The 18,703-nt window shown below is 70.3% G+C and carries 18 protein-coding genes and 1 riboswitch; of the genes, 3 read left to right on the top strand and 15 right to left on the bottom strand.

Annotated elements, in window-relative coordinates; translation table 11 throughout:
- Nucleotides 1–21 precede the first annotated feature (21 nt).
- Entirely contained in the window at nt 22–759 is a 738-nt protein-coding gene (locus ACE3QY_RS04575; RefSeq protein WP_374454814.1) for a phosphatidylcholine/phosphatidylserine synthase, read from the top strand.
- Here the strand turns inward: ACE3QY_RS04575 and ACE3QY_RS04570 are convergent.
- From ACE3QY_RS04570 to ACE3QY_RS04520, 11 genes are all read right to left on the bottom strand, one after another.
- The gene (locus ACE3QY_RS04570) at nt 756–1,565 is read right to left on the bottom strand and encodes an ABC transporter permease (protein WP_374454813.1); all 810 of its coding nucleotides are present in this window, start codon (nt 1,563–1,565) and stop codon (nt 756–758) included. The two genes, ACE3QY_RS04575 and ACE3QY_RS04570, sit on opposite strands and share 4 nt — an antisense overlap.
- Nucleotides 1,562–2,389 (bottom strand): ABC transporter permease, encoded by an 828-nt coding sequence (locus ACE3QY_RS04565; RefSeq protein ID WP_374454812.1) that lies wholly within the window; start codon nt 2,387–2,389, stop codon nt 1,562–1,564. The genes ACE3QY_RS04570 and ACE3QY_RS04565 overlap by 4 nt, the downstream gene beginning before the upstream one ends.
- 40 nt (nt 2,390–2,429) lie before the next feature.
- The gene (locus ACE3QY_RS04560; protein ID WP_374454811.1) at nt 2,430–3,650 is read right to left on the bottom strand and encodes an ABC transporter substrate-binding protein; all 1,221 of its coding nucleotides are present in this window, start codon (nt 3,648–3,650) and stop codon (nt 2,430–2,432) included.
- Between the two features lie 9 nt (nt 3,651–3,659).
- Nucleotides 3,660–4,712: an ABC transporter ATP-binding protein gene (locus ACE3QY_RS04555; protein ID WP_374454810.1), complete on the bottom strand. Its 1,053-nt coding sequence runs from the start codon at nt 4,710–4,712 to the stop codon at nt 3,660–3,662.
- A gap of 169 nt (nt 4,713–4,881) precedes the next feature.
- Nucleotides 4,882–6,318, bottom strand: a complete 1,437-nt coding sequence (locus ACE3QY_RS04550; RefSeq protein ID WP_374454809.1) for a hypothetical protein — start codon at nt 6,316–6,318, stop codon at nt 4,882–4,884.
- A 203-nt stretch (nt 6,319–6,521) separates the two neighbouring features.
- Nucleotides 6,522–8,150 carry a chaperonin GroEL gene (gene groL / locus ACE3QY_RS04545; protein WP_374454808.1) on the bottom strand — a complete coding sequence of 543 codons (1,629 nt, stop codon included), beginning with the start codon at nt 8,148–8,150 and terminating at the stop codon, nt 6,522–6,524.
- A 234-nt stretch (nt 8,151–8,384) separates the two neighbouring features.
- Nucleotides 8,385–10,187: a pilus assembly protein TadG-related protein gene (locus ACE3QY_RS04540; protein ID WP_374454807.1), complete on the bottom strand. Its 1,803-nt coding sequence runs from the start codon at nt 10,185–10,187 to the stop codon at nt 8,385–8,387.
- 14 nt (nt 10,188–10,201) lie between these two features.
- Nucleotides 10,202–10,858, bottom strand: coding sequence for a TadE/TadG family type IV pilus assembly protein (locus ACE3QY_RS04535; protein WP_374454806.1), 657 nt, complete (start codon nt 10,856–10,858; stop codon nt 10,202–10,204).
- A 183-nt stretch (nt 10,859–11,041) separates the two neighbouring features.
- Nucleotides 11,042–11,884 (bottom strand): RimK family alpha-L-glutamate ligase, encoded by an 843-nt coding sequence (locus ACE3QY_RS04530; protein WP_374454805.1) that lies wholly within the window; start codon nt 11,882–11,884, stop codon nt 11,042–11,044.
- Nucleotides 11,881–12,723: a hypothetical protein gene (locus tag ACE3QY_RS04525; RefSeq protein WP_374454804.1), complete on the bottom strand. Its 843-nt coding sequence runs from the start codon at nt 12,721–12,723 to the stop codon at nt 11,881–11,883. The genes ACE3QY_RS04530 and ACE3QY_RS04525 overlap by 4 nt, the downstream gene beginning before the upstream one ends.
- A gap of 9 nt (nt 12,724–12,732) precedes the next feature.
- Nucleotides 12,733–13,572 (bottom strand): SGNH/GDSL hydrolase family protein, encoded by an 840-nt coding sequence (locus tag ACE3QY_RS04520; protein WP_374454803.1) that lies wholly within the window; start codon nt 13,570–13,572, stop codon nt 12,733–12,735.
- A 123-nt stretch (nt 13,573–13,695) separates the two neighbouring features.
- On the opposite strand from ACE3QY_RS04520, the gene ACE3QY_RS04515 reads away from it, so the two are divergent.
- Together ACE3QY_RS04515 and ACE3QY_RS04510 are read left to right on the top strand one after the other, a co-directional pair.
- On the top strand, nt 13,696–14,907 hold the full coding sequence (locus ACE3QY_RS04515; RefSeq protein WP_374454802.1) for a DUF2157 domain-containing protein: 1,212 nt from the start codon (nt 13,696–13,698) through the stop codon (nt 14,905–14,907).
- Nucleotides 14,904–15,401 carry a GDYXXLXY domain-containing protein gene (locus ACE3QY_RS04510; protein ID WP_374454801.1) on the top strand — a complete coding sequence of 166 codons (498 nt, stop codon included), beginning with the start codon at nt 14,904–14,906 and terminating at the stop codon, nt 15,399–15,401. Before ACE3QY_RS04515 ends, ACE3QY_RS04510 begins: the two co-directional genes overlap by 4 nt.
- On the opposite strand, the gene ACE3QY_RS04505 is transcribed toward ACE3QY_RS04510, so the two are convergent.
- From ACE3QY_RS04505 to otsB, 4 genes are all read right to left on the bottom strand, one after another.
- Nucleotides 15,402–15,860 (bottom strand): DUF6174 domain-containing protein, encoded by a 459-nt coding sequence (locus ACE3QY_RS04505; RefSeq protein ID WP_374454800.1) that lies wholly within the window; start codon nt 15,858–15,860, stop codon nt 15,402–15,404.
- 47 nt (nt 15,861–15,907) lie between these two features.
- The gene (locus ACE3QY_RS04500; RefSeq protein WP_310247256.1) at nt 15,908–16,183 is read right to left on the bottom strand and encodes a MoaD/ThiS family protein; all 276 of its coding nucleotides are present in this window, start codon (nt 16,181–16,183) and stop codon (nt 15,908–15,910) included.
- 136 nt (nt 16,184–16,319) lie between these two features.
- A complete protein-coding gene (gene thrC / locus ACE3QY_RS04495; protein WP_374454799.1) occupies nt 16,320–17,603 on the bottom strand; it encodes a threonine synthase in 1,284 nt (427 codons plus the stop codon).
- Between the two features lie 10 nt (nt 17,604–17,613).
- Nucleotides 17,614–17,752: riboswitch (SAM riboswitch) on the bottom strand.
- Between the two features lie 66 nt (nt 17,753–17,818).
- A complete protein-coding gene (gene otsB / locus ACE3QY_RS04490; RefSeq protein WP_374454798.1) occupies nt 17,819–18,649 on the bottom strand; it encodes a trehalose-phosphatase in 831 nt (276 codons plus the stop codon).
- Nucleotides 18,650–18,703 lie beyond the last annotated feature (54 nt).

The raw sequence follows: 18,703 nt of genomic DNA, 5'->3' as shown, positions 1-18,703 counted from the left end.
ACGGCCTGACATGATCCGCGGGTGCGACATAGCGGGCTGTCCCTCCCGATCCTGGCCTCGTGGCTGGTCCACGCCTACACGGCGTCGGGGGTGGTGCTGGCGTTCCTCACCGTCATCGCGGTGATGGAGGGCGACACCGTCCGGGGCCTCTGGCTCTTCCTCGCGGCCATGGTCGTCGACGGGACCGACGGCATGCTGGCGCGCTGGGTCAAGGTGAAGCGGCACGTGCCGTGGTTCGACGGCGCGCTGCTGGACAACATCGTCGACTACATCACCTACGCCTTCATGCCGATGATGCTGCTGTGGAGCGCCGGCTACCTCGGCGAGGGCACCTCGGCGACCGTGCTCGCGGTGATCCCGCTGCTCGCCTCGGCCTACCAGTTCTGCCGGGTCGACGCGAAGACCGAGGACCACCTCTTCCTCGGCTTCCCGAGCTACTGGAACATCGCCGCGTTCTACATCGTCGTCCTCGACGTCGGGCCGGCCGCGGTCGCCGTCACGCTGCTGGTGTGCGCGGTGCTCGTCTTCGTGCCGATCGGCTACGTCTACCCGTCGCGCACGACCACGCTGCAGGCACCCACGCTCGTCCTGACGTGCCTCTGGCTGGTGAGCTACGGGGTGCTCCTCACGCAGCTCCCTGATCCCAGCACCGTCTGGTTGACCATCTCGGTGGGCTACGTCGCCTACTACGTCGTGCTCAGCCTCTACCTGACGGCTCGTCGGAGCCACACGGCCACCGCGGAGCTCGCGGACTCCTAGCGCGCGGCCGCGACCGACTCGTCGGTCCCCGCGAGCTTCTGCGACAGCCAGATCGGGATGACCGAGAGCACGATCAGCGCCGCCGCGACGACGTTGACGACCGGGGCCTGGTTGGGGCGGAAGAGGTTCTGGTAGATCCAGATCGGGAGGGTCTGGATGCCGGTGCCGGCGGTGAACGTGGTCACGATGATCTCGTCGAAGGACAGCGCGAACGACAGGAGCGCGCCGGCGAGCAGGGCCGAGCGCATCATCGGCAGCGTCACCGACCAGAACGTGCGGAACGTGCCGGCGCCGAGGTCCATCGAGGCCTCCTCGAGGTTGCCGCCGAGGCGGCGCAGCCGGGCGATCGCGTTGTTGAAGACCGTGACGATGCAGAACGTGGCGTGCGAGACGACGAGGGAGAAGAAGCCGAGCTCGATGCCGAACATGGTGAGGAAGGCGTTCGCGAGCGCGATGCCGGTCACCACGCCGGGCAGCGCGATCGGCAGGATGATCAGCAGCGAGACGGTGTCGCGGCCGAAGAAGCGGAAGCGCTGCAGGGCGAGCGCGGCCATGGTGCCGAGCACCAGCGCGATGGCCGTCGCCACCAACGCCACCTCGACCGACACCACGATCGCGTCGCGGGCGCCGGGGTTCTCCACCGCGGCGGACCACCACTTCGTCGTGTAGCCCGACGGCGGCCACTCGAAGGTGCGCGAGGTGTTGAAGGAGTTCAGCACGACCAGGGCCAGCGGCGCGTAGACGAACAGCAGCACCAGCCCGGTGAAGGCGAGCAGCACGGCGCGGGTGGCCCGGGAGAAGGTCATAGCGAGTCCAGCGCTCCCGTGCGGCGTACGGCGGTCAGGTAGACCAGCATCGCCGCGACCGGGATCGTTGCGACGGCTGCGGCGAACGGCAGGTTGTTGCCGGTGAGGAACGAGTCGTAGACGACGTTGCCGAGCATCTGGTTGGCGCCGCCGACGATCTTGACCGCGATGTAGTCGCCGAGGGTCAGAGAGAACGTGAAGATCGAGCCCGCGACCGCCGCGGGCAGCAGCACCGGCAGCACGACCCGGCGCATGGTCGTGGCCGTGGACGCGCCGAGGTCGGCGGACGCCTCGATCAGCGAGCTCGGCAGCCGCTCCAGGCCGGCGTACATCGGCAGGATCATGTAGGGCAGCCAGAGGTACGACAGGGTGAGGACGGTGGCGGCCAGCCCGTAGCCGGGCGAGATGCCGACCGCGTCGAGCGGGCCGCCGTTTGCGAACATCCCGCGCCATGCATAGGCCTTGACGAGGTACGACGCCCACAGCGGCGTGAGCACCGCGATCACGAGCATCCGCTGCAGGCGCGGCGAGGCGACCTTGGCCATGTAGAGCGCGATCGGAAAGGCCAGCAGCGCGTCGATCACCGTGGCCGCGGCCGCGATCAGGAGCGTCCGGAACGTGATGGTGCGATAGACGTCGAGGGTGAACAGGTCCCGGTAGTTGTCCAGGTTCCAGATTCGCTCGATGTTGCCGCCGAAGGCGTCGACGGTCCACAGCGAGGTGATGAAGAGCGCCGCCAGCGAGCCGAGGTAGAGCACGCCCAGCCACAGCATCGGGGGCCCGAGCAGGAGCCCCAGCCGCAGCCGGGGGTGGCGGTGGAGCACGCCGGCTCCACCGCCCCCCGACGGACGCCCTTCGGCCACGTCAGCCCTTGATCTCGGTCCAGGCCTGCGTCCAGTCCTGGTACGTCGTGCACTGCACGTCCGTGCGACCGTCGAGGCACTGCTCGATCGGCGTGGTCCAGTACCAGATCTGCTCGGCGTAGGACTCGTCACCGGCGTGGTAGGTCTCGCAGAAGCCCTCGCTGGTCAGGTCGCAGGCCTTCTCGTTGGCCGGCGCCTCGCCGAACCACTCCGCCACTGCCGAGTTCGCCTCCGGGCTGATGATGTGGTCGAGCCACAGGTAGGCGCAGTTCGGGTGCTCGGTCTTCGACGAGACCATCCAGGTGTCCGACCAGCCGGTCGCACCCTCCTCGGGCAGGATCGCCTCGACCGGGGTCTTCTCGCTCTGCGCCAGGTTGACGATCACCTGCCACGTGGTGCCCACGACCGAGTCGCCCGTCTTGAAGGCCTGGATCTCCTTGAGGTAGTCCGACCAGTACTCCCCGACGTTCTCGCGCTGCTTCTTGAGCAGGTCGACGGCCGCGGCGAGCTGGTCCTCGTCGAGGGCGTACGGGTTCTCGATGCCGAGGTCCGGCTGCGTCTTGGCCAGGTAGAGCGCGGCGTCGGCGATGTAGATCGGCGAGTCGTACGCCGTCACCTTGCCGGCGTGGGCCGAGGCGTCGTCGAAGACGGCGCTCCAGCTCGTCGGGGCAGGGGTGACCTCCTCGGTGTTGTACATCAGCAGGTTCGCGCCGTAGCCATGCGGTACGCCGTACATCTGCCCGTCGACGGAGTTCCAGTCGCGGTCCTTGAGGAAGGACCAGACGTCGCCGTAGTTCTCGATCAGGTCGGTGTTGACCGGGGCCACGTCGCCGCCGGCGATGAGCCGGAGCGAGGCGTCGCCCGACGCCGAGACGACGTCGTACTGGCCCGACTTCATCAGGTTCACCGCCTCGTCGGAGGTGTTGAAGTACTTCACGTCGACCTGGCAGCCGGTCTCCTCCTCGAAGGGCGTCACCCAGTCGACGGTCTTGTCGGTCGAGCCGTCCTCGGCGTAGCCGGGCCACGCGAGCACGCTGAGCGCACCCTCGCCCTCGCCGAGCTCCTCGGCCATGGGGACGTCGGGAGCGGTGAAGCCGCCCTGCGCCTCCGAGCCGGTGCCACCACCGCCGTCGTCGTCACCGTCGCCCGACGAGGTGCCGCACCCCGTCAGCGCGAGCGCGAGCACCGCCGCAGTGGCGGTGAGCATCCTGGTCCGCTTCATGGCTTCTCCTTACTCCGTGGGCTGGTGCTGTGGCTCCCTGGTGTGGCCGGACAGGTCGATCACGTGCTCGTCGGCCCAGCCGACGGTGACGTCCTGGCCCCGGCGGCCCATGGCCTGGTCGGTGCTGCCGTGGAGGTTCTGGCGCAGCACCGTGAGGGTGGGGCCGGCGTCGAGCTCGACGACGTAGTGGTTGACCGAGCCGAGGTAGACGACGTCGGTCACCGTGCCGCGGGCCGAGGTGAACCCGGCCTCCACCTCGGAGTCCAGGTGGACCTTCTCGGGCCGGATGCTGAACGTGCCCTCCCGGCCGATGACCGTGCGCGCGGCGTCGCCGGTGAGCAGGTTCGAGGTGCCGACGAAGCCGGCGACGAACGCGGTGCTCGGGTTCTCGTAGAGCTCGGCGGGGGTGGCGACCTGCTCGACCCGGCCGTCGCGGAAGACCGCGATCCGGTCGCTCATGGTGAGCGCTTCCTCCTGGTCGTGGGTCACGAAGACGAAGGTGATCCCGACCTCGCGCTGCAGCTGCTTGAGCTCGAGCTGCATCTCCCGGCGCAGCTTGAGGTCGAGCGCGCCGAGCGGCTCGTCGAGGAGGAGCACCGTCGGCCGGTTGACCAGGGCGCGGGCCAGGGCGACGCGCTGCCGCTGGCCGCCGGAGAGCTGCGTCGGTCGGCGGCTGCCGTACTGCCCGAGCTGGACCGACTCCAGCGCGGCCAGGGCGCGCTCACGACGCTGCGCCCGCGGCACCTTCTTCACCCGCAGGCCGTACTCGACGTTGGCCAGGACGTCCATGTGCGGGAACAGCGCGTAGTCCTGGAACACGGTGTTGACGTCGCGCGCGAAGGGCGCGCGGTCGGTGACGTCGGAGCCGTCGAGCATGACCCGGCCCGAGGTGGGCTGCTCGAAGCCGGCGATCATCCGCAGCACGGTCGTCTTGCCCGAGCCGCTGGGACCGAGCATCGAGAAGAACTCACCGTTGTCGATCCGCAGGTCGACGTGGTCCACCGCCGTCACGGCTCCGAAGGACTTGGTGACGTCGACCAGCTCGACCGCCGGTGTGCTCATGCAGGCTCCTCCTCGCCCCAGGACCGGGGCTCAGGACGATGGAATGCGTCGCGAAGCACACAGTAGGACTTGGGTACCGCGGCTGAACATGGAGGAAAGGTCACGAAATGGCAGCAGGACCCCCGCCGGAGCGGGGGTCCTGCTGCTGGTGCTCGAGAAGTGCGGACGATCAGCTGGCGCTCAGCGGCAGCACGAACTGGTTGACGGTCGACCCGCTGGCCGGCAGGCCCAGCTCGGTGGTGGTGGCCGTCTTGAGCAGCCAACCGCCCCGGGTCCCGGCGCTCGTGCCGCAGTCGGGGTTGTCGATCGAGGCCGAGGTGAAGGCCACCGAGGTGGAGTAGCCCGACGTCACGGTGCTGGGGACCATCCAGGCGTTCTTGCTCTTGCTGAAGACGGCGGCCTTGCCGAGCATGGTCTGCGCCTCGCTGCCCCCGTAGCCGTCATTGAGGTACGCCTGGCCGCTGGCGGCGCTGGCGCACGGGTTCGTGTAGTAGATCTGGCCCGGGTAGGTGAGACCATCCCAGCCGACCGACATGAGGAAGCCGGTGGACGTCACGAAGCTGACGCCGTAGGTGTCCATGGAGACGACCTTGCCCAGGGCGACGTTGTTGCCGTCACGCAGGGTGGTGCCACCGCCGGCGGGGCCGGCGGGGCCCTGCGGGCCGGTCGCACCCGTCGGGCCGGCGGGACCCTGCGGACCCGTGGCGCCCTGCGGGCCCTGGAGACCGGTCGCGCCGGTCTGGCCGGTCGCACCCTGCGCGCCGGTCGCACCCTGCGCGCCGGTCGCACCCTGCGCGCCGGTCGCACCCTGCGCGCCGGTGTCACCCTTGTCGCCCTTGGGGCCGATCGGGCCGCGGAGGTTGACGACGACCACCCAGCCGCCGGCGCCCTTCTCGTAGGCGTCCCACGTCGTGGTGTTGAGGTACCAGTCGCCGACGGCGCCGGCGCCCGCGGCCGGGGCGGTGGTGCCCTGCAGCCACTTGGCGCCAGCCGTGCCGGTGTCACCCTTGTCGCCCTTGGCACCCTGGGCGCCGGTCAGGCCGATGTCGCCCTGGTCGCCCTTGTCGCCCTTGGCACCGGTCGAGCCGGTGTCGCCCTGGTCGCCCTTGGCACCCTGGGCGCCGGTCAGGCCGATGTCGCCCTGGTCGCCCTTGTCGCCCTGGTCGCCCTTGGCGCCGGTCGAACCGGTGTCGCCCTTGGCACCGGTCGCGCCGGTGGCGCCCGTCGCACCCTGCGGGCCGACGGCGCCGGGTGCGCCAGTCGCGCCCATGATGTTGACGCGGAACTGCCAACCCGAGGGGGTGTTCTTGTACGCGTCACCGGTGGCGGTGTCGAGGTACCAGCTGTTGGTGTCACCGTCGTCGGCCTTCGGGGTGCCGACTCCGGAGTTCCAGCTGGTGCGGAGGCTCTTGACGGCCTCCGTGCTCAGCTGGCTCTTCTCCAGGCTGCGGTCCTTGATGTCGGCACCGGTGATGGACTTGTCCTTGATGTCCCGGCCGGTGATCAGCGCACCGGCAGTGGCACCGCCGACACCGGCGGAGACCACGAGGGCCCCGGCGACGATCAGTGCGGGAACGGCGCGGCGGCCCGAGATGCGGGCAGGCATGAGCGAACGCAAGATGGGTGACCCCCCAAGGTCATAGACGAACGGGCGCCTCAGTGGCGCCACGGCACGAGGAGCGTAGGAGCGAAGGATGCTTCGCGTCCGGCGTTTGGGGATCTCTTCACCTTTGGTATGACACACGCAACAAGGCCCCCGCCGGAGCGGGGGCCTTGCCGTGGTGCTGGTGGAGCGGGTGGACCGGTGGATCAGAAGTCCATGCCGCCCATGCCGCCCATGTCGCCACCGGGCATGGCCGGCGCCTTCTCGGGCTTGTCGGCCACGACGGCCTCGGTGGTGAGGAACAGCGCGGCGATCGACGCGGCGTTCTGCAGGGCCGAGCGGGTGACCTTGGCCGGGTCGATGATGCCCTCGGCGATCATGTCGACGTAGTCACCGGTCGCGGCGTTGAGGCCGTGACCCGGCTCGAGGTTGCGCACCTTCTCGGAGATGACGCCACCCTCGAGACCGGCGTTGACGGCGATCTGCTTGAGCGGGGCCTCGGTGGCCTTGCGGACGATGTCGGCACCGGTGGCCTCGTCGCCGGTCAGCTCGAGCTTGGCGAACGCGGCGTCGGCAGCCTGGACGAGCGCCACGCCACCGCCGGCGACGATGCCCTCCTCGACCGCAGCCTTGGCGTTGCGGACGGCGTCCTCGATGCGGTGCTTGCGCTCCTTGAGCTCGACCTCGGTGGCCGCGCCGACCTTGATGACGGCCACGCCGCCGGCCAGCTTGGCGAGGCGCTCCTGGAGCTTCTCGCGGTCGTAGTCGGAGTCCGACTTCTCGATCTCGGCACGGATCTGGTTGACCCGACCCTCGATCTGGCCCTGGTCACCGGCACCCTCGACGATGGTGGTCTCGTCCTTGGTGATGACGACCTTGCGGGCCTGGCCGAGCAGCTCCAGACCGGCCGACTCGAGCTTGAGGCCGACCTCCTCGGAGATGACCTGGCCGCCGGTGAGGATCGCGATGTCCTGCAGCATGGCCTTGCGGCGGTCACCGAAGCCCGGCGCCTTGACGGCGACGGAGCGGAAGGTGCCCTTGATCTTGTTGACGACCAGGGTCGACAGCGCCTCGCCGTCGACGTCCTCGGCGATGATCAGCAGCGGCTTGCCGGACTGCATGACCTTCTCCAGCAGCGGGAGGAGGTCCTTGACCGTCGACACCTTGGAGTTGGCGATGAGGACGTAGGGGTCCTCCAGCACGGCCTCCATGCGCTCGAGGTCGGTGGCGAAGTAGGCGGAGATGTAGCCCTTGTCGAACCGCATGCCCTCGGTCAGCTCGAGGTCCAGCCCGAAGGTGTTGGACTCCTCGACGGTGATGACGCCTTCCTTGCCGACCTTGTCCATCGCCTCGGCGATGATCTCGCCGACGGTGGTGTCAGCGGCGGAGATCGACGCGGTGGACGCGATCTGCTCCTTGGTCTCGACGTCCTTGGCCATGCCGAGCAGCTGCTCGGACACGGCGGCGACGGCGGCCTCGATGCCGCGCTTGAGACCCATCGGGTTCGCGCCGGCCGCGACGTTGCGCAGGCCCTCGCGGACCATGGCCTGGGCCAGGACGGTGGCCGTCGTCGTGCCGTCACCGGCGACGTCGTCGGTCTTCTTGGCGACCTCCTTGACCAGCTCGGCGCCGATCTTCTCGTAGGGGTCCTCCAGCTCGATCTCCTTGGCGATCGAGACACCGTCGTTGGTGATCGTGGGGGCGCCCCACTTCTTCTCCAGGACGACGTTGCGGCCCTTGGGGCCCAGGGTGACCTTGACCGCGTCGGCGAGGGTGTTCATACCCCGCTCGAGGCCGCGGCGGGCCTCCTCGTTGAAAGCAATCAGCTTCGGCATAACTCTTCGCGATTCCTGTCGACGTGAGTTCTGTGGGTGCTCCAGGGTGGCTGCCCGCGACGGACGACCGGCTCGCCCCGGCGATCCATTCTCGCCGGCTCTGCCGACCTCAGCGTCACCTGGGTCGTTGTCACTCTCGTGATGAGAGTGCCAGCGTCATGTTTAGCACTCGACCCCTGAGAGTGCAAACGCCGCCCCGGGGTCCGGGACGGCGTTCGCGAGGTGCTGCAGAGGTCACTCGATGAGGCGCACGGGCTCGCCCTCGATGCGTGCCGTCCAGGTCGTGGCGTCGGTGACCTGTCCGGACCCGAAGCTGACCCGGACCCGGAACCAGCAGCCGCCCTGGCTGGCGACCGTGCAGCTGTAGGTGCTCGGGATGGGCACCCGGATCTCCTGGTACTTGCCGTTGTAGCCGCTGGGCGTGATGTTGCTGATCTTGCAGTCGGACAGGTTGCCGTTGGTGACACCCGACGCGGTGCAGTTCTGCAGGGTCGCCGGCAGGTTGATCGAGTCGGTCGGCTTCAGCACCTGCACGGAGCCGCTGCTGGCGCCCTCACCGACGTCGAAGAAGCTGATCACGAGGGTCTTGCTGGCAGCCGCCGGTGCCACGCGCACCAGGTTGAACTCCGTGGACGCCGAGTCGGAGTTGGCGAAGATGCGCATCTTCTCGTAGGCCGCGACCGAGATGCCGCCGGCCGGCGCCGTGGTGACCGCTCGCAGGCCGAAGTTGTTCGTCCCGGTGCCGCGGACCGCGGTGTTGTCGCCGGTCTGGTTGTAGACGTTGAGGTTGCCCGAGTAGCCGCCGTTGCCGTCCGCCGTCCCGCCCAGGGCCACGTTGTTGCGGACCTGCAGGTAGTAGTCGCCTGCCTGCGTGGGGGTGAAGGTGCAGAGGTCGACCCACTGGTGGAAGACCGCGGCGAGGTTGGCGTTGTAGTCGCCGTCGGTCTCCTTGAGCGCCTCGAGGGAGACCTGGTTGGCGGTGTAGCCCGGGTACTGGCGCACGCAGCCCGGCTCCGGTGCTCCCTGCCAGGGAACGAGCGTGTCGACCGGCTTGCGCAGGGCGAAGGAGGTGACGCCGGCGGCCTCGCTGCCCGAGTAGAGGCTGGAGTTCGGGTCGTCACCGGTGCAGAACGCGTTGGGCTTGCTGGTGTCGGCGTAGCCACCCCAGCCCGTGCCGGTCCGCCAGTAGCGCTGCCTGGCGTCGTTCGCACGCGGGTTCCAGTCGCTGTTCCAGCCCGACGGCGGCGACTGGGTGCTGCCGGGGTTGTCGTACGGCTCGTTGGTGCACCGCGAGCCGGTGCTGGCGTACGCCGGGTCGTAGATCTGCAGGCGCACCGTCTGGCCGACACCGCTGGCGGCGACGCGCACGAGGTAGAAGAAGCCCTTGGGGTCGAACTCGTTGTTGTTGCCGCTCGTGCAGTTGTCCTCGCCGCCGCCGCAGTAGCGGGTCTCGAACTCGGCGCCCTGGTTCTTGTCGACGTCGGGGCCGGCGATGGCGCCCCAGAACTGCGGAGTGGCCGGGCAGGTGGCCGGTGACGGCACCTTGATCGCGGTGCTCGTCGGGCCGTTGCTCGAGCTGCCGTTGGGCTCGTTGCCGAAGTTGTTGCACGGGCTGCCCATCGGGGCCGGACCGTTGAAGTCAGCCACCGCCGAGCGCGACATCGTCGACGTGTTGACCCCGAAGGAGCGGGCGAACGCGTTCGAGACGGTGGAGGAGACCGTCACCTTGAGCTGGGTCGGCTTCTCGCCGATGACCACGGCCACCGAGCTGTTGCCGGAGTTGGGGAACCCGTTGTCCGCGGCGATCTCGAGGGCGCGCGCCTTGGCGCTGGCGAAGTCGTCGGGCATGAACGTCACGCCGGCCGTCGCCGCTGCGTCCGCAGCCGCCTGCACGCGCTGCAGCTCGACGTAGAGCCGAGCCACGTCGACGCCGATGGCGCCGAGGGGCAGCGCGACGAAGGCGAAGAACATCGCCACGATGATCGCGGTCGCGCCGAGCTCGTCGCGGCGCCGGGAGATACGGGTCAGGAGCCTCACGTCAGTCCGTCCGATCAGCTGTGCGCGTTGGGGGTGCCGGGCTTGCAACGGTCCTTCTCCAGCGGCTCGAACTGCATGACGGTCCGCTCGACCATCGTCTTCTCGCCGCCCATCAGTCCGCCGATCAGGCCACTCATCCACTTGTGCCGGGCCTGGAGGATCACGCCCACGGACTCACGACCGGAGTCGTTCAGGCAGGCGTTGACGGTCGAGGAGGTCCAGGACCCGCTGGAGTAGCGGAACTTGTTCAGGCCCGCGTCCCAGACGTACTTCACGCACTTGGCCGGGCACGACGCGGGGATGGTGCTGCCGGTGCCCGGGTAGCCGTTGGTGTTGGCGGAGTAGATCATCACCCAGTCGATGTCCTGGGAGTTCATCGCCATGCCGGCGGTCTGCATGGTGTCGGCAGCAGCCTGAGCGAGGGCCGGGGCGCTCGCGGGCGTGCACGGCGGCGGGTTGGCGCTCGCCTCGCAGGTGCCGGGCCCCGCGTCCGCAGCGGCGGAGGCCGCACGCGCGCCGGCGCGGGCGCTGCTGCTCATCGAGACGTAGTCCTTCATGTAGAGCCCGAGCTCGACGGTCCCGAGGAGGAAGGTGAGCAGGATCGGCACCACCAGTGCGAACTCGACGGCGGACGCGCCCCGCTCGCCCCGTCGCCTGCGGAATGTGCTCATCACTTGCTCCCTCGTTGACCCTGCCCCGGACGACCCACGCCCGAGCGGGATCCAGTGTGCGTCGCCATGAGCGCAGCGGTCCCGACGTTGACGCACGCTAGTGACAGCGGACCAAGGATGCCTCAGCCCCGCGGACGGACTTAATAGTCCGAAATGACCATGTGCCGACTAGGCACAGTGGCGCTATCGCTCCAGCCCGGACTGGACCAGGTCGGCGAACGGACCCGCGTTGGCGGGCGACACGTCGAGGTAGAGGCCGGGCTCGATGAGCTCGAGCTCGCTCACCACCCAGGCGTCCTCCCAGCGGAGCAGGTCGACGCGGAGGTAGTCCATCGGCCGGCCGAACCGCTCCGCCATCGCGGCGCCTGCCTGGAGCGCGAGGTCGCCGACGTCACCGATGTCCACGGCGCGGACCACGCCACCGAACTCCTCGTGCACGCGTACGTCGCCCCTGCCGGCAGGCAGCTTGTCGAATCGCTGGGTGACCCGGCCGTCGAGGACGTAGACCGAGACCTCGCCGTGGGTGTGGATCGACTCGACGAGCGGCTGCACGACGACGGCGCCGCGCTCGACGTGGGACGCCGCCTGGTCCTCGTCGAGGCCGGCCTCGAGGATCACCAGGCCCTCCCCGCCGGCGCCGATCGCGGGCTTGACCACGGCGGTGCCGAGCGCGTCGACGGCCGCCACGAGCTGGGTCGCGCTGGTGAGCCAGGCCGTGGGGACGGTCGGCAGCGCGTCGAGGTCGAGCAGGTAGCGCTTGTCGTGGTTCCACGAGAAGACGTCGGCGCCGTTGAGCAGGCGCGCCTGGTCGAGCGAGCGCGCCCAGGCGAGGAACTCGGTGGGGCGCTGGACGTAGTCCCAGGTCGACCGCACCGCGACCAGGTCGGCGGCCGCCCAGTCCACGGCCGGGTCGTCCCAGCGCGCCCACGCGGCGTCGATGCCCCGCTCGGCGAGCGCGGCGTCGAGCACCCCGGCGCCCGGCTCACCGTCGGGCAGGTCGCCGCTGGTGGCGAGGAGGACCGTCATGTCGCGGGGAGGTCCGAGGAGCCGTGGAACTGGTGCGCGGAGTGGTCGCGGTTGGTGCCCTCGCGGTTGTCACCCTTCTCGATGATCACGAGGTTGTGGTAGCAGTGCACCGCCCGCACCCACTGGTCGGTGTAGGTCGGCTCGTAGCCCTCGACGAGGAACTCCTCGTGGTTGAGGCCGTCGATGAGGTCCTTGACGAGGTCCATCGAGGTGCCGGGCGCGCGGGGGTCGAGCTGGCCGCCCCAAGCCGGCCAGTAGGAGGTCTGGGTGTCCTCGATGCAGTAGATCGCCCCGTCCGGCAGGAGCGGGAACAGGATCCGGAACGACTCGCGCACGTGGGCCGGGATGTGGCTGCCGTCGTCGATGACGACGAGCGGGGCGCCCTGCTCCTCGATGATCCGGTGCAGGATCTCGGGATCGGTCTGGTCGCCGAGGTAGGCGTGGATGTGGCCGCGCGTGAGCCACGACTTGTCCTCGATGTCGAGGCCGACGATCCGTGCCTTCGGGAAGAACCAGCGCCACATCTTCATCGAGGCACCGCTCTTGCGACGCTTCTTGTAGCCGCCGATCCCGAGCTCGAGGAGGGTGAAGGACTCCTTGCGCAGGTGCTGCAGGTGGCGCTCGTAGTGGGGGGTGTACTTGTGCACGCCCCACTTGTCGGTGCGGAACTCGATCGCCAGCTCGGTCAGGTTGCTGGCGAGCAGGCGGCGTCGACGCTCGGCCTTCTTCTGCTCCGCGGTGGGCGCAACCGGCTCGGGGGCCGGGGACGACTGCAACCGACCCGCCCTCTGGGCCGCCTTCTTGACGACCTCGCCGGCCCGTCGAGCAGTGGTGCGCACGTGGGAACCCTAGCCTGCGCCGTCCACCCCCGGCGCGTGGTGCCCGAACGGCACTTCCTCCACCACGCCCAGCGCCGCCAGCACCGACGGCAGCATCGCCTTGGCCGTGCGCTTGTAGCCGTGGGCGCTCGGGTGGAAGCGGTCCAGGCTGAACATCTCGTCGGGATTCGTGATGAAGAACGGCCCCACGACGTGGGCCAGCGAGACGACGCGCGCGCCTCGCTCCAGCGCGACCGCACGCTGCGCGTCCGCGAGCTGCCGCGAGGCCCGGGACCCCAGCGCCCGGAGCGGTTGCGGCACCGGCCGCAGCGCGCCGAGGTCGGGGCAGGTGCCCACGACGACCTCGGCACCGCGGGCCCGCAGTGCGTCCACCGCCGCGCCCAGGTGGCGTACGGACTCCGCGACCGGAACCCGGTGGGTCACGTCGTTGCCGCCCACGACCACCACCGCCACGTCGGGCCGGTACGCCGGTGGCAGGGCGTCGACCTGCGCTGCGAGCATGCTGCTCTCCGAGCCCACCACCGCGCCGGTCCTCAGCCGCACCGACCGGCCGGCGCGCTTGGCGATGCCGCGGGCCAGCCGACCGCCCAGCGTGTGCTTGGCCCGCTCGGCGCCGAGCCCGGCGGCGATCGAGTCGCCGAGGACCAGCAGGTCGACCGGCGCGCCGAGCTTCTTCTTGTAGTGCCGGTCCGCCACGGGCGCGTCCTCACCGAGCGGCTTGCCGATGGCCCGCCGCGCCTGCGCCGCCTGGCGGTGCAGCAGCTCGCGCGCGCCGTACGCCGTCCCGCCCGCGAGGCCGCCGAGCACCGCCAGCGCCACGCCGGTCCGGGTCAGGTGGTTGGTGGGCACGCCCCTGTGAACCACGCCCACCTGAACGCCGTCGCAACCACACGCGACAGCGGGCCCAACGTCACCCCACAGTTGGGTCCACGTACTCAGGACAGCGCGCGGCGACAGCGCCACGCTGGGCGTATGGAAGCCCCTGCCGTCGTCCCCCGTGCCGTCCCCCCGCGCCAGCTCGCCTGGCTGCGCACCGAGCTCGCCGGCTGGCAGTCCGACGGCCTCATCACCGACGACCAGGCCGAGCGCATCGCGGTCCGCTACCGCCCCGGCGCCGAGCACGCCCGGATCAGCATCGGCCGCGTGCTGCTCTCGCTGGGCGGCGGGTTCGTCGGGATCGGCCTGATCTGGCTGGTGGCCGCCAACCTCGACCAGCTCTCCCCCGTTTCCCACTTCGTCGCCGTCACCCTGATCTGGCTGGCCTTCCTGGTCGGCGGCGAGGTGCTCGCCGCTCGCAAGGCCTCCCCACCCGTCGTGGGCGCCGCTCGCCTGCTGGCCGCCCTGGGCATCGGCGCCGTGGTCTTCCAGGCCGCGCAGTCCTTGCAGGTGCCGGCCTTCGAGCCCCGCCTCGTCGGCCTGTGGTCCGCGGCCGCACTCGTGCACGCCTACGCCACCCGCGCCTACATGCCGTTCCTCGTCGGCGTGATCACCGGCGTCGGCTGGTGGTTCAGCCAGCCGATGTGGGACGAGCCGAGCGGCCTGACGGTCGTCCTGCTTCTGGGTGCCGGAGCGGTGCTGGCGGCGAGTCTCGCCGTGCTGCACGACACCCGGATCGACTCCTTCGCCTGGACGTGGCGCACCGTCGCCGGCGGCATGGCCCTGGTGGCCCTGTTCGTCGCCGCGATCCCGGACGTCGGCTCCGACGAGCTCACCTGGGGCCTCTGGCTGGTGCTGGCCCTGGCCGTGGCGGTCGCGGCCGCTGCGGCGGCCGCCGCGATCCGTCCCCGACGTCGGATCCTCGAGCCCGCCGGCGCGGTCGTCGTGCTCGTGGTCGCCTACCTGCTCGCCCAGTGGCAGACCGCCACGGACACGACGTCGGTGGACGCGGCCGACTGGCTGCACGCGGCGGTCTCCGTCGCGGCGTACGTCGTCCTGGCGGTCGCGCTCGTCGCACTCGGGACCGTCCGTGAGCACCCGCCGCTGACGTGGATGGCCATGACCGGGCTGGTGGTCTTCACGACCTTCCAGAGCTTCGCGGTGTTCGCCCCGATCGTGACCGGCGCCTGGCTGTTCGTCGTGCTCGGCACGGTCTTCCTCGGCACCGGCTTCCTCTTCGACCGGGCCCGCCGCGAGCTCACCCAGGCCCTCGACACCGACGCCGACAACGAAGGAGCAGGCCGATGAGGCGCACCGTGGTCACTGCCGGCGTCGCCGCCACCCAGCTCGTGCTGGTCGGCGTCGCCGTCGCCCCCCAGCTCTCGGCCCGCACGACCGGCGACACCTACCTGATGCGGGTCGCACCGCTCGACCCGATCGACCCGTTCCGCGGCGCCTACGTGTCGCTGGACTACCCCGACCTCCGGCACGACTCCTCCCTGTCGCCCGGCGACCCCGGGCTGGGCTCGCTGGACGACGGGGAGGAGGGCGACGTCTACGTCACCCTCGTCGAGCGTGGAGGCGTCTGGGTCGCCGGCGACTGGACCCGCGACCGGCCGGCGGAGGGCCCCTACCTCGCCTGCGACGACCGCTCGTGGCAGATCCGGTGCGGCATCGAGAGCTGGTTCCTGCCCCAGGACGAGGCGGCCGCGGCCGAGGACCTGCTGCGCGACGGCGCCGTCGCCGAGGTCAGGATCGACGGGCGCGGCAACGCCGCCGTGGTCGACGTACGCGCTCCGTGATCAGAGGCGGGAGAGCGAGACCGTGTAGTAGCGCTCCTCGTCGGCCATGTCCTTGTCCTGGTCGATCGCGATGCTCGTCGGGACGCCGCGCGGGCTGAAGTCCACGTCGACGGAGTCCGCGGTCGCGAGCGCCTCGCGCAGCAGGATGTAGAGCTCGTCCATCGACCAGCCGTGCGCGGCTCGCAGGCGGTGGTCGCCGCGGGTGACCCGGACGACGCTGTCGTCGCGCACCACCGTGCGGACCGCCTCCCGCGGCACGCAGAAGCAGGTCGTCCGGACCGTGATGACGTAGTCGTCGATCTCCTTGGCCTGCCACCGCTGCCAGGCCCGGGACAGGTCGGGATCCTCGTTGATCCCCGGCACGAAGGGGTCGACGGGATGCAGGTCCGTCGCGGCGTACGACGACGGGCCGACGCCGACGAGGAAGGCCAGCAGGAGCACGAGCCAGGCACGCTTCATGGTGGTCATTCCACTCTGACGCGCACCGGGCCGCACGGGGTTCCCGGTCAGCCTCCGGCGACTGCGGGGATGACCGAGATCTGCACGCCGTCCGGGGTGGCGGTGGCGAGCTCGTCGAGGAAGCGCACGTCGTCGTTGCCGACGTAGACGTTGACGAAGCGTCGCAGCGCCCCGGCCTCGTCGAGGATCCGACCCTTGATCCCGGAGTAGTTGGCGTCGAGGTCGTCGAGCACCGCGGCGAGGGTGTCGCCCTCGGCCGACACCTCGGACTCGCCGCCGGTGTAGGTGCGCAGGATGGTGGGGATGCGGACCGAGACTGCCATGTGGCTTCCTTCGCTGGTTGGAGGGACTGAGCGTGCTCTGGTGCGTGCGGCTGCAAGGCGGAGGTGCGCGGGCGACCTCTGAGCGAAGCGGGTCGTCAAGCGCCGACAACGCGGCAGACGCTCCACCAGAGTGCGCTCAGAGGACGTTGGACGCCACGAAGGCGTCATAACTGGGTGCGATGGTGGCGGCGGGGCCGACCTGGTCGGCGACCGCGTCGAGGGTCTTGAGGCCCATGCCGGTGTTGATGACGACGGTCTCCAGCGAGGTGTCGAGCTGCCCGGTCTCGACGAGCTTCTTCAGCACGCCCACGGTCGTGCCGCCTGCGGTCTCGGTGAAGATCCCCTCGGTGCGGGCCAGCAGCAGGATGCCCTCGCGGACGGCGTCGTCGTCGATGTCCTCGACCGCGCCGCCGGAGCGCCGACAGATGTCGAGGACGTAGATGCCGTCGGCGGGGTTGCCGATGGCCAGGCTCTTGGCGATCGTGTCGGGCTTGACCGGGCGGATCGCGTCGGTGCCCGCCTTGTAGGCCACCGAGACCGGCGAGCAACCGGTGGCCTGGGCGCCGAAGACCTTGTAGGGCTTGTCCTCGACGAGGCCGAGCGTGATCAGCTCCTGGAAGGCCTTGTCGACCTTGGTGAGCTGCGAGCCGGACGCGACCGGGATGACGATCTGGTCGGGCAGCCGCCAGCCGAGCTGCTCGGCGATCTCGTAGCCCAGCGTCTTGGAGCCCTCGGCGTAGAAGGGCCGCACGTTGACGTTGACGAACGCCCAGCCCTCCTCCTCGCCGGCGATCTCGGAGGCGAGCTTGTTGACGTCGTCGTAGTTGCCGTCGACGGCGACGAGGCGGTCGGTGTAGACCGCGGAGTTGACCTGCTTGGGCTTCTCGAGGTTGCTCGGGATGAAGACCACGGTCGTGATCCCGGCGCGGGCACCGGCGGCGGCGACGGCGTTGGCCAGGTTGCCCGTCGAGGGGCAGGCGAAGACCTTGGCGTCGAGCTCGCGGGCCGCGCTGAGTGCGCACGCCACGACCCGGTCCTTGAAGGAGTTGGTCGGGTTGGTCGAGTCGTCCTTGACCCAGAGCTTGTCGATGCCGAGCTCGCGGCCGAGGTTGCGGGCCTCGAGCAGCCGGGTGAAGCCGGGCTCGGTGTTGGGGCTCTGCTCGATGTCGGTCGGCACCGGCAGCAGCGCCTTGTAGCGCCAGATGTTGCGGGGTCCGGCGGCGATCTCCTCGCGGGTCACCGTCGGGAAGTCGTAGGCCACCTCCAGTGGCCCGAAACACTCGGGACAGGCGTACGACGGCCCCAGTGCGACCTCGTGGCCGCACTCGCGGCAGGCCAGGGCGCGGGCGTTGCCGAAGGCACCCTCGCGCAGGCCCTTCGACGGGGTGGCCGACGTGCTCTCGTCCAGCAGGGTGCTCATGAAGTCCTCCTTCTCATCTGTCCCCGCGACTTTCGCGTGGGCCGGATTTGGCACCTGCTCCCATGACTGCCGGAGTGCTCCGGACAGGAGGCTCATGGGTGGTTGCCGGGACTTCAACGGGCCGTTCCCTCAGTCCCTCGTGATGAGCAGGACCAGCCTAGGCGGGCGTCTCACGATGTGCACACCGATTCCACGATGTGGAAGGTCGGTCCGGGTCAGCGCTGGTGGAGCAGCTCGCGGAGGACGTCGACGACGCCGGCCGGGCCGTCGACGACGAGGTCCGCGAGGTCGACGAGGTCGGGCTGCTCGGTGGAGGCGGAGCAGATCACCAGGCCCGGGAGGCCCTCCTCGCGCAGGTCGCGGACGGCCTCGAACGCCTCGATGTCGCCGAGGTCATCGCCGCCGAAGATGACGCCCGTGGCCTCCTGCTCCCGGACGAACGTGCGGACGGCCTGGCCCTTGTGCATCTCGCCGGAGCGCACCTCGACGACGTTGCGTCCGGGCTCGATGGTGAGGTGGTGGCGCTCGGCGAGGGTCGAGAGGGGCGCGACGATGCGCTCGAAGGCGGCGGCCGGGTCGGCCATCCGGCGGGTGTGCACGGCGACCGCGAGGCCCTTCTCCTCGATGTAGGCGTCGGCGGCGTCGGCCCGGCGCAGCACGCTGGGCAGCTCGCGCTCGAAGCTCGCCAGGCCGGCCGGGGGTCGCGGCGAGAGGATGCGCTGCTCGGTGGCCGACCACCGCTCGTTGCCGTACTGGCCGAAGACGAAGAGCTCGGCGCCGCGGTCGAGCATGGCGTTGCCCAGCGCGTCGAGGTCGCCCATCGCGATCGCCTGTCGGGCGGGCCGGCCGGTGATCACCGCGACCGCGCGCACGACCTCGGCCAGCTCGAGCAGCACCCCGGGCGCGGCCGGGTGCAGGCGCGCCGCCTCGGGGTCGTCGACCACCGGGGACAGGGTGCCGTCGAAGTCGAGCCCGATCACGACACCGTCGAGGACGTCGCGCACGGCGTCGTAGTGCTCGCGCGCCGCGGCGGAGGTGAACTCCATGGGATCACCCAACCACGCGACGCCGACGGCCGCAGAACCGTCCCGGATCCGTGC

Source organism: Nocardioides sp., assembly GCF_041913365.1.
In the GTDB taxonomy this organism is placed as follows: domain Bacteria; phylum Actinomycetota; class Actinomycetes; order Propionibacteriales; family Nocardioidaceae; genus Nocardioides.
This window is presented reverse-complemented; position numbering and strand designations above follow the sequence as displayed.

Bases quoted from the DNA above. Each gene is read 5' to 3' on its own strand.
- ACE3QY_RS04570 (WP_374454813.1), bottom strand. From the start codon at position 1,565: ATGACCTTCTCCCGGGCCACCCGCGCCGTGCTGCTCGCCTTCACCGGG.
- ACE3QY_RS04505 (WP_374454800.1), bottom strand. From the start codon at position 15,860: ATGAAGCGTGCCTGGCTCGTGCTCCTGCTGGCCTTCCTCGTCGGCGTC.
- groL (WP_374454808.1), bottom strand. From the start codon at position 8,150: ATGCCGAAGCTGATTGCTTTCAACGAGGAGGCCCGCCGCGGCCTCGAG.
- ACE3QY_RS04510 (WP_374454801.1), top strand. From the start codon at position 14,904: ATGAGGCGCACCGTGGTCACTGCCGGCGTCGCCGCCACCCAGCTCGTG.
- ACE3QY_RS04535 (WP_374454806.1), bottom strand. From the start codon at position 10,858: ATGAGCACATTCCGCAGGCGACGGGGCGAGCGGGGCGCGTCCGCCGTC.
- ACE3QY_RS04500 (WP_310247256.1), bottom strand. From the start codon at position 16,183: ATGGCAGTCTCGGTCCGCATCCCCACCATCCTGCGCACCTACACCGGC.
- ACE3QY_RS04515 (WP_374454802.1), top strand. From the start codon at position 13,696: ATGGAAGCCCCTGCCGTCGTCCCCCGTGCCGTCCCCCCGCGCCAGCTC.
- ACE3QY_RS04555 (WP_374454810.1), bottom strand. From the start codon at position 4,712: ATGAGCACACCGGCGGTCGAGCTGGTCGACGTCACCAAGTCCTTCGGA.
- ACE3QY_RS04560 (WP_374454811.1), bottom strand. From the start codon at position 3,650: ATGAAGCGGACCAGGATGCTCACCGCCACTGCGGCGGTGCTCGCGCTC.
- thrC (WP_374454799.1), bottom strand. From the start codon at position 17,603: ATGAGCACCCTGCTGGACGAGAGCACGTCGGCCACCCCGTCGAAGGGC.
- ACE3QY_RS04530 (WP_374454805.1), bottom strand. From the start codon at position 11,884: ATGACGGTCCTCCTCGCCACCAGCGGCGACCTGCCCGACGGTGAGCCG.
- ACE3QY_RS04550 (WP_374454809.1), bottom strand. From the start codon at position 6,318: ATGCCTGCCCGCATCTCGGGCCGCCGCGCCGTTCCCGCACTGATCGTC.
- otsB (WP_374454798.1), bottom strand. From the start codon at position 18,649: ATGGAGTTCACCTCCGCCGCGGCGCGCGAGCACTACGACGCCGTGCGC.